This is a genomic window from Caulobacter sp. 17J65-9 (genome assembly GCF_010975005.1).
Taxonomy (GTDB): Bacteria; Pseudomonadota; Alphaproteobacteria; order Caulobacterales; family Caulobacteraceae; genus 17J80-11.
Map to the genome: position 1 here is coordinate 1 of NZ_JAAIVC010000100.1, position 13709 is coordinate 13709.

Below are 13709 nucleotides of genomic sequence, written 5' to 3' on the forward strand. Positions count from 1 at the left end.
GTTCTGCGGCGGCCCGTCACGGCCGAACCCACGGCGCGGGGCTTGCGCGCGCGCCGGGCGGGCGACGCCGGCCCGCGCCCGCCCGGCCTTCCGGATGCTCAACGACATCCGGCCCGGAGGGCCGAAGACCGTTCCGGGAGCGACCGAACCTTCAATGAACTTGATGACCGCCCCGCGCCAGCTGGCGCAACTGGCGGCGCAAAGCAAAAGAACCCGGCGATTTCCCGCCGAACCCCTCCTCTACTCAACGCGATCTCGCAAAGCGGCGGCCGCGCCGGATCAACTCCAGGTCCAGTCCGGATTGTGGACGAGGCTCGAGACCGAGACGTTGCTGACGGTCAGCACGTCGCCGCTCGAGAAGGTGAAGACGGCGTCGGCGCCGGACTGGGTCAGGGTGATGCCGATCCCCGTGCCCATGAACGGGCGCAGGTCGATCACGTCATCGCTCCCGCCGGCGACGAAGTCGCCGATCCGGTCCTTGCCGAAGCCCGGCTGGAACACGAAGAGGTCGTCCCCGCCGCCGCCGAACAGGACGTCGTCGCCGGCGTTGCCGATCAGCACGTTGGCCCCGCCGTCGCCGCGCAGGTTGTCGTTGAAGTTCGAGCCGATCACGTTCTCGATCGAGGCCATGGCGTCCCACCCGGCTCCGCGGGTGTTCTGCCAGCCGACGGAGCCGAGCATGACGGTGACGCCAGCCTGCGCGCTGACGTACGAGGCCGTGTCGGACCCCGGACCACCGTTGAGCTGGTCGTCGCCCAGGCCGCCCTCCAGCACGTTGTCGCCGGCGTCGCCGGCCAGCGTGTCCGCGTAATTGGAGCCCGTGATGTTTTCGATCGAGGCCAGGGCGTCCCAGCCGGCCGCGCCGGTGAGCTGCCAGCCGATCAGGCCGAGATTGACGGTCACCCCGCCCGAGGCGCTCGCGTAGGACGCGGTGTCCGATCCGGGGCCGCCGTTGAGCTGGTCGTCGTGCAGGCCGCCCTCCAGCACGTTGTCGCCGGCGTCGCCCGCCAGCCGGTCGGCGTAGTCGGAGCCCCTCAGGTTCTCGATCGAACTGAGCAGGTCCCATCCGGCCGAGCCGGTGTGCTGCCAGCTGAGCAGGCCGAGATTGACGGTCACCCCGCCCGACGCGCCTGCGTAGGAGGCGGTGTCGGAACCGGCGCCGCCGTACAGCTGGTCGTCGTGCAGGCCGCCCTCCAGCACGTCCGGGCCGCCGCGGCCGTCGATGACGTCGGGGCCGGCGCCGCCGATCAGCACGTCCGCGCCCTCGCCGCCCACGATCACCGAGGGCGTCGGGACCGGCGCCGGCGTCGGGGCCGGCGTCGGAGCGGGCGTCGGCGTGGCGTTCGGCTGGCCTGAGGGGGTCAGGCTGTAGGCGCGGATGTAGCCGATGTGCATCTGCGCCGGGAACTGGGTGGTCCCGTCCGGGCTGCCCGGCCACGAGCCGCCCACCGCCAGGTTGGCCAGCATGTACATCGGCTTGTTCATGTCGGCCGGCGTCGCCGACCGGTAGATCTCGACGCCGTCGACGTACCAGACGATGTCCTTGGCGTCCCACCGGGCCCCGTAGGTATGGAAGCCGTCGCTGGAGTCGCCGATGACCTGGCCCTTGGAGTCGGAGGTGTGCGTGCCCGACGCCTTGGAGTGGGATGTGGTGTAGACCACGGTCGGGTCCGAACCGATCATCTCCATCACGTCCAGCTCGGGCGGCCACGACCCGTCCTGCGGCAGCAGCCAGAAGGCCGGCCACAGCCCCTGCCCGCCCGGCAGGTCGGCGCGCATCTCGAAGTAGCCGTACTGCTGGCTGAAGGTGCCGCGGGTGTTGATCAGACCCGACGTGTACAGGTTGGCCGAGCCGCCGATCGCGTCCTTCTGCGCCTGCGTGGTCGGGTTGGCCGAGATGGTCAGCACGCCGTTGCTCACCGAGAACGGGTTCACGCCCATCCCCTTGAAGTCCTGGTCGACGTAGTACTGCTGCTCGCGATTACCCGGCAGCGTACGCGTGTCGTAGGACGCGCCCGGACCGAAGGTGGTGTTCCAGACGCCCGCGCCCTGCCAGTTCACGCGCCGGTCGAAGCTGTTGAAATCGTCGTTGAAGGTCAGGGTCAGCTGGCCGTAGTCGATCGGCAGCTGGAAGTCGTCCGCCGCGAAGTCGGCGACCTTGTGGTTGCGGAAGGTCAGGCTCTCGCCGCCGCCCAGGTTCAGCACCACGTCCGCGCCCGACTGGACCATGTTCGCCTTCACCTGGTCGAAGGTGTAGAGCGACGCCCCCTTCAGGCGCACGGTGTCGGTCGTCCGGCCGGCCCCGGCCTGGAAGTCGTTGATGACGTCGCTGCCGCCGCCGCGCTCGACGATGAAGACGTCGGCCCCGGCGCCGCCGATCAGCACGTCGTCGCCGCCCCCGCCGTTCAGCGTCTGGGCGCCGTCGAAGCCCCTGAGAATGTTGGCGAGCGCGTTGCCCTGGCCGTAGGAGTCGTAGCCGTAGGCGTTCAGGTTCTCGACGTTGTCGGGCAGCCAGTAGCTGCGCACGGCGTTGACCGTGTCGACACCCTCGCCGGCTTTTTCGATGACCACGTCGTAGCGGTTTTCAGTCGTGTAGGTGTCGTCGCCGGCGCCGCCCACCAGGGTGTCGCCGCCGCCGCCGCTGCGGATGCCGTCATTGCCCGAAGTCCCGTACAGGGTTTCCTTGGCGCTGGTCCCGGCGACGCCCTTGCTGGTCGCGCCGCTCGTCGGAAGCCAGACGCCCTTGGAATTGAGTTCGGCCATTTGACGCCTCTCTTTTCGCGAGGCGGCAAAAGTGAAGCACCGTGCTCTTTGAACACAGTTGACCAGTGGACGCAGAACTTCCGCGTTCGCGGAACGTGTTCAGCGAACTTGATCTCAATCAATCCTGAGGCGCCGCGGCGCAAACCGAACATCTGGCGGAACGCCGGCACGTGCCGAGATCACGTCACACCCAGTACCAGCCGACCTGGACCAGATTGCTGGAATCGACTCCGGCGAGGGTCAGCACCGATCCGTCGCTGAAGCTGAACACCGCGTCCGCCCCGGCCTGCCCCAGGGTCCAGGTCACGCCCGAGGCGACGAGCTCGTTGAAGTCGAGCCGGTCCTCCACGCCGCCCGCGACGAAGTCAGTGATGCGGTCCTGGCCGAAGCCGCGCGCGAACACGAAGATGTCGTCGCCCGCGCCGCCGGTCAGGACGTCGTTCCCGAGCCCGCCGATCAGATGGTCGCCGCCACCGCCGCCAACCAGCAGGTCGTCGCCCGCGCCGCCGTCGAGCCGATTGGCCCCGCCGTCTCCACGCAGAACGTCGCCCTGGCGCGAGCCGATCAGGTTCTCGATCGAAGTCAGGTGCTCCCAGCCGGTCCGGGCGCCGACCAGTTGCCAACCGGCGATGTTCAGGTCGACGGTCACGCCGTCGGTCGAACCGGCGTAGGCGGCCGTATCGGTCCCCGCCCCTCCGTCCAGCCGGTCGTCGTGCAGACCGCCTTCAAGCACGTTGTCGCCGCCGTCGCCGACCAGCACGTCGGCGAAGGCCGAGCCCCGCACGTTCTCGATCGAGGTCAGCAGCTCCCAGCCGGTCTCCGCCCCGATCAGCTGCCAGCCCGCGACGCCGAGATTGACCGTAACCCCGCCGGTCGCGCCGGCGTAGGAGGCGGTGTCGGACCCCGCGCCGCCGTCCAGCCGGTCGTCGTGCAGGCCGCCTTCGAGCACGTTGTCGCCGGCGTCGCCGATCAGCACGTCGGCGTAGCGCGAGCCGATCAGGTTCTCGATCGAGGTCAGCATCTCCCAACCGGTCTGCGCGCCGGCCAGCTGCCAGCCAGCGACGCCCAGGTCGACCGTCACGCCGCCGGCCGAGCCGGCGTAGGAGGCGGTGTCCGAGCCCGCGCCGCCGTCGAGGCGATCGTCGTGCAGACCGCCCTCCAGCACGTCGTTTCCGCCGCCGCCGACCAGCACGTTGGCGCCCGCGTCGCCGCGCAGCACGTCGTCGAAGGCCGAGCCGGTCAGCCCCTCGAACCCGACCAGCACCTTCCAGCCGCCGCCGTCGGTGTTCTGCCAGGCGCCGGCCAGCGACAGGTCGGCCCGCACGCCGGCCTGGGCCCGGGCGAAGGACGCGGCGTCGCGTCCGGCGCCGCCCTCCAGCCAGTCGGCCCCGGCGCCGCCGTCGACGACGTCGTCACCCGCGCCGCCGTCCAGACGGTTGCCGCCGGCGTCGCCGCGCAGGGTGTCGTTGAAGTCGGTGCCGATCAGGTTCTCGACCTGGACCAGGCGCTGCAGGCCCGCGCGGACGGTGTCCTGGACGCCGACCACCGAGAGGTCCGCGGTCACGCCGAGGGACGGCTGCCAGCGCAGAGCCTCCAGTCTCGCATACGAGACGGTGTCGCTTCCGGCGCCGCCGTCGAGGAGGTCGTCGCCGCCCTCGTCGACGAGCACGTCGTCGCCGTCGCCGCCGAACAGTTCGTCGGCGCTGTCGCCGCCGTCGAACAGCACGTCGGCGCCGCCGGCGCCGCTCAGTACGTTCACCCCCGCGTCGCCCCACAGGATGTCGGAATAGGCGGAACCGGCTAGGTTCTCGATCGAGGTCAGGAACTCCCAGCCGACGCCGCCGGTGACGCCGGTGGTCTGCCAGGTCCCCGCCGATCGCAGACTGACGACCACGCCCACGGAGGCTCCGGCGTAGGACGCGGTGTCCCGCCCCTCCCCGCCGTCCAGCCGGTCGTCGTGGTAGCCGCCCTCCAGCACGTCGTCGCCGGCCCCGCCGGTCAGGATGTTGGCGCCCGCGTCGCCGCGCAGCACGTCGTCGAAGGCGGAGCCTGCAAGGTTCTCGACGTACTGGATGACGTCCCAGCCCGCGGCCGCTCCGACGTACTGCCATCCCGAGAAGCCGAGATTCACGTTCACGCCGCCCGCCGCACCGGCGTAGGACGCGGTGTCGGAACGACCGCCCCAGCCGTCCAGCCAGTCGGCCCCGAGGCCGCCCTCCATCACGTTGTCGCCGAGACCGCCGCTCAGGCGGTTGTCGCCGGCGTCTCCGGTCAGCACGTCGTTCCAGTTGGAGCCGACCAGGTTTTCGATGCCGGAAAGCTGGTCGCGGCCGCCGGCTCCGGTGTCCTGGATCCCCGCCGCCGCCAGGCTGACGACGACGCCGCGTCCGTCCCACGTACCGACATCGGCGTAGGAGGCGGTGTCGACACCGGCCCCGCCGATCAGGACGTCGTCGCCGAAGCCCCCGAGGAGCACGTCGTCGCCCTCGCGCCCGTCAAGCCGATCGTCGCCGACGCCGCCGCGGAGCTGGTTGGCCCCGGCGTCGCCCGACAACACGTCGGCGTAGGCCGTGCCGATCAGGTTCTCGATCCCCTCCAGCCGATCGACACCCGAGCCGCCTGTGTCCTGGGCGGCCGACAGGGCGAGGTCCACGGCGACCGAGGCCGCGTCCTCCGCGTAGCTGGCCGCGTCCACCCCGTCGCCGCCGATCAGAGTGTCGTCGCCCGCGCCGCCGTCGAGCGTGTCGTCGCCGCCGCGGCCCTCCAGCCGGTCGTTGTTCAGGCCGCCTTCCAGGACCTCGCCGCGCGCGGAACCGTAGAAGGTGTCGGCCCCGCCATGGCCGACCAGCCGCTCGATGGAGATGAAGGTGTCGCGCCCGTAGCCGGTGTCCTGCGGACCGGTGAGCCCGAGGTCGACGGTGAGCGGCCGGCCCTCCGGCCCGACATAGGCGTCGTTCGGGACCAGGAAGACCGTGTCGAAGCCCTCGCCGCCGTCGACCAGGTCGTCGCCGCCGGAGATCTGCAGGACGTCGTCGCCGGCGCCGCCGAAGAAGGCGTCCGCCCCGGAATTGAAATGGTCGATGATCACGTCGTTTCCGGCGCCGCCGTAGACCCGCACGCCGCTCCAGGCGCCGATCTCGAGCCGTTCGACGCCGCTGAAGCGCCAGACCCCCGGCGCGCTCGGCCCCGCCTGGTCCAGATAAATGGTCAGCGGCCCCGACGCCTGAGATCCAAGCGACTGCCACACGCCGACCACGTCGTAGCCCGCGCCGGCGTCGAGCTGCACGGCGCCCGGCACGCCGAGGTCAGGGATGGAGACATCGATCATGTCGTCGCCATCGCCGCCGCCGACCAGGTCGACGCCGTCGCCCGTCAGGGTGATGGTGTCGCCGCCGGCGTCGCCGTAGATGATGTCGTCACCGGTCCCGCCCTGCAGCTGGTCGTCGCCGTCGCCGCCGCGCAGCACGTCGTTCCCGCCGCGTCCTAGCAGGATGTCGTCGCCGCCCCCGCCGTTCAGGATGTCGTTCGCGTCGCCCGCGAGCCAGCGGTCCGACAGCGACGATCCGACGACCTGCAGATGGTCGAAGTCGCCGCTCGCGAACTTCGCAAAGCCCACGCCCGCCGGACCGAAGTCGGCGATGGTCATGACCAGGGCGCCCGACCGGGTGCGCACCTCGGCCCAGGCGATCGCGCCGGCGAACACCTCGCCCGGCGCCGAACCCGGCCCGAACGTCGTCGCCGGGCGAAGGGTGACGGTCCAGTCGGGATAGGACGGCCCGCCGCTGCGCAGAACCACCTCCGCGGCGGTCTGGCTGGCCAGGCTGTAGGCCTGCCCCGCCGTGCCGAACAGGGCCACGAACAGGTTCGGCATGGACCGGCCGGTCACGTCGAAGGACAAGGTCGTGTTCAGCGTGACGGTCGTCATTTCAGCCCCCGGAAGCAGATCGCGGCCGGGCTGTATCTGCACCGCGCGGGGGCGGTCGAAGCCTATTTGCGTTCGCGGAACACGGGCGAACCGGCGACAAACCACACGGAATGCTTGCGCGGGTTGGGAAGCCCGCCGCCGACGCGCGCGGCCGGCCGGCAGCGGCGGATTGACGCGCCGCTCGGGACAGCAAAAGGGCCCGGCGGTGATCCGCCGGGCCCTTCGTGTTTAGCGCGAGAACTTCTGGAACTTGATCCGGTGCGGGATCAGGCTGTCGGCCCCGAGGCGGCGCTTCTTGTCCTCCTCGTAGGCTTCGAAGTTGCCCTCGAACCATTCGACGTGGCTGTCGCCCTCGAAGGCCAGGATGTGGGTGGCCAGGCGGTCCAGGAACCAGCGGTCGTGGCTGATCACCACGGCGCAGCCGGCGAAGTCCTCCAGCGCCTCTTCCAGGGCCTGCAGGGTTTCGATGTCCAGGTCGTTGGTCGGTTCGTCGAGCAGGATGACGTTGCCGCCGGCGGCCAGGGTCTTGGCCAGGTGCACGCGGTTGCGCTCACCACCCGACAGCAGGCCGACCTTCTTCTGCTGGTCGCCGCCCTTGAAGTTGAAGCCGCCGACGTAGGCGCGGCTGTTGATCTCGCGCTTGCCGACCAGCATCACGTCGGTGCCGCCGCTGATCTCCTGCCAGACGGTCTTGTTCGGATCCAGGGCGTCGCGGCTCTGGTCGACATAGGCCAGCTTCACGGTCTCGCCCAGGCGGATCGAGCCGGCGTCGGGCTGCTCCTGGCCGGTGATCAGCTTGAACAGGGTCGACTTGCCGGCGCCGTTCGGGCCGATGACGCCGACGATGCCGTTCGGCGGCAGCTTGAAGGTCAGGCCCTTGAACAGGACCTTCTCGCCGTACTCCTTCTCGAGGTCCTGGACCTCGAGCACGAGGTTGCCGAGGCGCGGGCCCGGCGGGATCTGGATGGTGGCGAAGGTCTGGGCCGCGCGGGAGTTCTCCTGCTCGGTGACCATCTTCTCGTAGGCGGCCAGACGGGCCTTCGACTTGGCCTGACGGGCCTTGGCGCCGGAGCGGACCCATTCCAGTTCGCGGGTCAGGGCGCGCTGGCGGGCTTCGCTCTCGCTCTGCTCCTGCACGACGCGCTTCTGCTTCTGCTCCAGCCAGCCGGAGTAGTTGCCCTCGTAGGGCACGCCCTTGCCGCGATCGAGCTCCAGCGTCCACTTGGTGACCTGGTCCAGGAAGTAGCGGTCGTGGGTGACCAGGATCACGCAGCCCGGGAAGGCTTCCAGGTGGTGCTGCAGCCAGGCCACCGACTCGGCGTCCAGGTGGTTGGTCGGTTCGTCGAGCAGCAGCATGTCGGGCTTGGACAGCAGCAAGCGGGCCAGGGCCACGCGGCGACGCTCGCCGCCCGACAGCTTGTCGACGCCGGAGTCGTTCGGCGGACAGCGCAGGGCGTCCATCGCCATTTCGATGCGGCTGTCGATGTCCCAGAGGTTCTCGGCGTCGATCCGCTCCTGGAGGGTGTTCATCTCCTCCATCAGCTCGTCGGTGTAGTTCTCGGCCATCTCCATCGCCACGGCGTTGAAGCGGTCGAAGATCTTTTTCTCCTCGCACCAGGCGATGACGTTGTCCCAGACGTTCAGGGACGGGTCGAGATGCGGCTCCTGCTCCAGGTAGCCCATCTTGGTGCCTTCGGCCGCCTTGGCCTCGCCGCCGAACTCCTTGTCGATCCCCGCCATGATCTTCAGCAGCGAGGACTTACCCGAGCCGTTGACCCCGACCACGCCGATCTTGGCGTCGGGATAGAAGCTCAGCCAGACGTTCTCGAAGACCTTCTTGCCGCCGGGATAGGCCTTGGTCAGGCCCTGCATCTGGAAAATGTACTGTTGAGCCATGGGCGAGCGCCTGCGGGTTCGCGGGTGAATGGGGAATACGGGAAGTCGGCGCGGATTTAGCGGGCGACGCGCCGGAAGGCTAGGCCCTGCGGCGTCGCGGCGGGGTCCGCAAACGAAAACGGCGGGCCTTTCGGCCCGCCGTTCCCGTCTTGATCGAGGCGTTCAGCCCCGGATCCGATCGCCTTAGAACTTGGCGGTCAGGCCCAGGTAGAAGCGACGGCCGAGCACGTCGTAGGTCGACGGATCGGTGTTCGCCTGAACGGCCGGGGTGTAGACCGGCGGCATCTCGTCGGTGAGGTTGTTGATGCCGGCGCGCAGGGCGACGCGCTCGTTCACCGACCAGGAGCTGTTCAGGTCGAAGTAGTTGACCGCGTCGATGGTCTTGCTGGTGTCGTTGAAGTTGGTGACCTCGCCCTGGTAGCGCCAGCGCACGCCCAGCGAAGCCGGACCGTAGGACCAGTCGGCGCCGGCCAGCCACTTCCATTCCGGGAAGGTCATGCCGAAGCTGTTGCTGATCGTGCCGGTACGGTCGGTGAACTCGCCGTTCGGGACGTTCTGGATCTCCCACTTCTGCAGCTTGGTGCCGGTGACGTTGAACTTCATCTTGCCCAGGTCGGGCAGGCCGACGTCGGCGAAGGTGAAGCCCCAGTCGACCTGGAAGTCGATGCCCGAGGTGCGCAGCGCGCCGAGGTTGCCGTTGAACTCCTTGGCGCCGATGACTTCGCCGGTCGCCGGGTTACGGCTGAACATCTGGCAGGCCCAGTAGTTCGGGTCGTAGGTCGGGTTCGACGTGCCGCTGGCGTTGTAGCAGAGCTGCAGCTGGTCGGTGGTGGCGACCGAGGCGATCACGTCGGCGATTTCGATCGAGTAGTAGTCGATCGAGGCCGACAGCTTCTCCAGCCACGGGTTGTCGAAGTGCGGCTGCCACACCATGCCGACCGAGTAGGTGTCGGCGGTCTCTTCCTTCAGGTCCGGGTTGCCGCCGGTGAGGCCCGACGCCTGGCTGTTGGTGTAGGTGTAGGTGTCGAGCACCGCGCCCGGGACGCCCTGGGCGGCGCAGAGCGCCTTGACCTGGGCGGCGTTGGCGCCGGTCCGGTACTTGCCGGTGACGTCGCACGGGTCGCCGCCGTTGCCGCTGGCCGACGGCGTGCCGATGGACGCGAAGGTCAGGTTCTGCGGCGCGTACAGTTCGCCGATGGACGGGGCGCGGACCGCGCGCTGGAAGCCGCCGCGGGCGCGCAGGCCCCCGCCGATCAGCCAGTCGCCGTCGATCTTGTAGGCGCCGACCTGGCCGATCGAGCTGTAGTCCGAGACGCGGCTCGCCACGTTCAGGTTCATCTCTTCGATGAACGGCAGGTCGCGCAGGACCGGGATCAGCACTTCGGCGAAGTATTCCTTCACGTCCACCTGGCCTTCGAGCGGCTTCTGGGCGTTAAAGCCCGCCACGTCGCCGGTCGACAGCAGGGCGTCCGGGGTGAAGGTGTATTCGTCCGAGCGGTAGTCCATGCCCGCGGCGAAGCGCACTTCGCCGGCCGGCAGGTCGAACAGGCCGCCCTGGACGGTGGCTTCGACCACGCGCTGGTCCGAACGGGTCGAGTTCTTGCTGGTGCGGCCGACGTAGGCCGCGCAAGCCGCCGACATGGCGTTGTCGCCGAACGGGTTGAAGCCGCCCGCACAGATCGAGTTACCGCCGTCCGCCGCGTCGAGCAGGGTCTGCACGGCCGAACGCGAGATGTTGCCGGTCTGGGTGGTGAGGCGGTCGACGCGGCCCATCTGGGCGTAGACGTCGTAGCTCCAGTCCTTGATCGGCAGGTCGCCCTTCACGCCGGTGACGATCTGGAAGACGTCGTAGTTGTCGACGCCTTCACGCGGACCGACGGTGTTGAAGCGCTTGTCCAGACGGAAGGTGCCGTTCGGGTTCGCACGGGAGTCGAGGAGCGACTTCAGCTCGGTCGGGATGAACGGGTTGGTCGCCTTGACGCGGAAGCCGGTGGCGCTGCCCGCGGCCGGGGTCGGGGCCAGGATCTGGGTCGACTCGTACTGGGTGAACAGCGCCTGGCCGTAGGCCTTGGCCCACTTGTTGACCTCGTACGTGCCGCTCGCGAACACGTTGTAGCGGGTCAGCGGCATCGCCAGGTAGTTCAGCGCGCCGGTGTTGTAGGCGAAGTTCGGGTTGTAGGTCGCGCCCGGCTGGGCGAAGCCGTCATAGTCGATGCCGCCCGGGCTGTTGAAGCCGTTACGGTTCTTGTAGTCGAAGACCGAGCCGTCGTTGTTGAAGCCGAAGGTGTCGCTCGGCTTGCCGCCGGCGATCGCCGCGGTCACGGCCGCCTGCGACGGCAGGTTGGTGGCGTCGAAGATCGTGCTGCCCAGCGGCGTGGTCGCCGAGGCGCCGGAGATCGACGAGAACGGACGGGCGGCGTTGAAGATCTCGCCGCGGTTCGAGTAGCCCAGCGACAGGACGGCGTTGCCACGGTCGTCGGCGAAGTTGCCGCCCATGGTCACCGAGACGCTCTGGGTCTCGCCGTCGCCGCGGGAGGTCTGGCCGTACTGGGCGTCGACCTGGATGCCTTCGAAGTCGTCACGCAGGATGAAGTTGGTCACGCCGGCCAGGGCGTCCGAGCCGTAGGTCGCCGAGGCGCCGCCGGTGATGACTTCGATGTTCTTGATCAGGGCGGTCGGGATGACGTTGACGTCGACCGTGCCGTCCGAGTTCGAGCCGACCACGCGGCGGCCGTTCATCAGCACCAGGGTGCGCTGCGAGCCCAGGCCGCGCAGCTGCAGGTTGGCCTGGCCGCCGTTCGACGGGTTGTTCGAGGTGAAGTTCGACTGCGGCACGAACTGCGGCATGTCGTTCAGCAGGGTGTCGATGGTCACCGAGCCGGTGTCCTGGAAGTCCTGCTGGCCGACCGTCACGATCGGGCTGTTGGCGACGTAGTCCTTACGGGCGATGCGCGAACCCGTGACCACGATTTCTTCAACCGCGGCGTTGTCGTCCGAGGCGGTGTCTTGGGCGGCTTCCTGGGCGTAGGCGGCGGTGGAGGCGGCCGCGGCGATCATCAGGGACGCCAGGCCGGCGGACGCCAGCAGGCGCTCGCGCTTGTAAACAGTGAACAACGATACTCTCCCAATCGCGGCGCCCTCGTTTCGACATCGATTGGGCGTCCGCGGCTGGAATTCGACGAAAACTTGTCGATCAAACAATGCGACAGGACGTGCAAAACACCTAAAAACAATGATCGACGTAAGTACGTGTCACAAAAGCCACACTTTCCGCGACAGACTGCCGCATGCGTCGCGACAATTTGGCCAATACTTATATTGTTTTGATATATACCGATGGTTTTTTGATACAAAACGGCGTTCTACTGGCCACAAGCCAGCAGCGAACCCCTTCACGGCACACGGAACGCGAGCTGAGACGCAGGGCGAGTCGCGGCGCGGCCGCAGGCGCTGGACGGCGTCAGCGTGCGGGCGCCGGGCAGGCGTCGGCAGCCGCCTGAACCGCCGCGATCGTCGGATACGCCGCCGCGAGCGCGGCCACCCGGCCGGGATCGACCCCGCACAGGCCACGCAGGGCGGACACGAACACGCCCAGGTCGTTCCTCTCCAGCGCGCGCATGGCCGGAGGCTCGATACGCGGCCAGATCTGCGCCAAGGCTTGCGGCCCCAATCTGACCGCCGCTTCGGCGCCCGCCTGCGCGATCATCGGGTGGTGGCCGCCGGGGCCGCCGCCCGGCGCCGGGGCGTCGGCGTCCAGCGCGCCGCTCAGCCGCGCCTCGGTATAGCGGATCGGTTCGGCGGGCTCGTCCAGGCCGGCCAGGATCTCCGGCAGCAGGAGGTCGACGGAGCCCGGAATCGCCGCGGCGGTCCGGATGGCGGCCGCGCGCACCTCCGGCGCCTCGGCGCGCAGCAGGCCGCTGTCCGCCAGCGCCTGCCCCACCCGGCGGCTGGTCGTGCGACCGTCGCTCGCCCGCGCCCGGATCACGTAGCCGGCCGCCTCGCGCATACGCGCCGGTCCGAGCAGGGCGCGGATCAAGGTGTCGTCGTCGACCTGGTCGGGCCCGCGGTCGAAGGGCGGCTCCGCCAGGCCGAACAGCGTCCAGATCCCGTCGGGCGAGCGACCGACCCGGCGCCCGTCGGCGCGCCGCTTCAGCACAAGCCCCCAGGAGCGTCGCCCCGCATAGGAAGCGACATACCCCCCGCTCACCTCCGGGACGAGGCGACCGACCACGCAGCGTCCCTGAACGAGGCCCTCCTCCGACCACCAATCCTGCAAGCCGACGAGCGGCGTGTCGAAGACGTCGACGTCGCCGGCGCCCAGGATCTCGGCGCAGGCGTCGAAGTCGTCGATCCGCTCCCAGCGGCGCACCCGCTCGCTCCCGTTCAGCCACACGCGGGTCTCGATTGGCCCGAAGCGGCCGCTCATCGCCGCGTCGTAAAGGAAGCGCGCCGACGGCCAGGACCAGTCGGTGCTGTGGATCGTCGGCCCGGCGCGCCAGGTTTGCACCACGACCCCCGCCTTGGGATCGGGCGCCGGACCGGCCTGCGCGGCGGGCGCGACCAGTCCGACGACGCTTGCGACGACGATGGCGAGAAGGCGCCGCCGTCTCATGGCGTCGGCGCTCCAGACGCCCGGCGCGCAGCACAGGCGGCGGCGGCGTCGCGGACCACCGCCGACTGCGGATAGGCGGCCGGCAGGGCCGCCAGCCGGCCAGGGGCCGCGTCGCAGAGCCTGAAGAAAGCGACGAGAGAGGCATGGTCTTTCCAGACCCGCTCGTCGGTGACGGCGCTCATCACCTGGGGTTCGACCGACGGCCAAACCTCGGCCAGGGCCTGCGGCCCGTAATGCGCGGCGGCGAAGGCGGCGGCCTGGGCGATCTCGGGGGTCTCGGCGCCGGGATGACGCTCGTCCAGGATCGCCTGCCGCCGCGCCGAAACCGGGAGCTCCGGGTGCGCGGCGCGGCTGGCCCGGAGCCTGGCCTGCTCGGGCTCTTCCACATGAGCGGCCAATCCCGCCCGCAGGAGCGGCAGCAGCAGGTCCGCCGCGGCCGGCACGGCGGCGGCGGCGCGCATGGCCCGCGCCCGCAGGTCCGGATCGGCGCTCTCGAGCAACCCGCTCGCCGCC

The 13709-nt window shown here is 69.7% G+C and carries 6 protein-coding genes; all 6 read right to left on the reverse strand.

Annotated features, from left to right (window positions below):
- Positions 1–279: 279 nt before the first annotated feature.
- The gene (locus G3573_RS14255) at positions 280–2763 is read right to left on the reverse strand and encodes a family 16 glycosylhydrolase (protein ID WP_163261910.1); all 2484 of its coding nucleotides are present in this window, start codon (positions 2761–2763) and stop codon (positions 280–282) included.
- Between the two features lie 184 nt (positions 2764–2947).
- Complete coding sequence (locus G3573_RS14260; protein WP_163261911.1) at positions 2948–6688, reverse strand: calcium-binding protein; 3741 nt, start codon at positions 6686–6688, stop codon at positions 2948–2950.
- A gap of 228 nt (positions 6689–6916) precedes the next feature.
- Positions 6917–8584 carry an energy-dependent translational throttle protein EttA gene (gene ettA, locus G3573_RS14265; RefSeq protein ID WP_163261912.1) on the reverse strand — a complete coding sequence of 556 codons (1668 nt, stop codon included), beginning with the start codon at positions 8582–8584 and terminating at the stop codon, positions 6917–6919.
- Positions 8585–8767: 183 nt separating this feature from the next.
- A complete protein-coding gene (locus tag G3573_RS14270) occupies positions 8768–11698 on the reverse strand; it encodes a TonB-dependent receptor (RefSeq protein WP_240454715.1) in 2931 nt (976 codons plus the stop codon).
- Between the two features lie 346 nt (positions 11699–12044).
- Positions 12045–13196, reverse strand: a complete 1152-nt coding sequence (locus G3573_RS14275) for a hypothetical protein (protein ID WP_163261913.1) — start codon at positions 13194–13196, stop codon at positions 12045–12047.
- Positions 13193–13709: hypothetical protein (locus G3573_RS14280; RefSeq protein ID WP_205598262.1), on the reverse strand; the 517-nt coding region annotated here is incomplete at its 5' end. The genes G3573_RS14280 and G3573_RS14275, both read right to left, overlap by 4 nt.

Coding starts and splice junctions, on each gene's coding strand:
- G3573_RS14255 (WP_163261910.1), bottom strand. CDS start 2,763: ATGGCCGAACTCAATTCCAAGGGCGTCTGGCTTCCGACGAGCGGCGCG.
- G3573_RS14260 (WP_163261911.1), bottom strand. CDS start 6,688: ATGACGACCGTCACGCTGAACACGACCTTGTCCTTCGACGTGACCGGC.
- ettA (WP_163261912.1), bottom strand. CDS start 8,584: ATGGCTCAACAGTACATTTTCCAGATGCAGGGCCTGACCAAGGCCTAT.
- G3573_RS14275 (WP_163261913.1), bottom strand. CDS start 13,196: ATGAGACGGCGGCGCCTTCTCGCCATCGTCGTCGCAAGCGTCGTCGGA.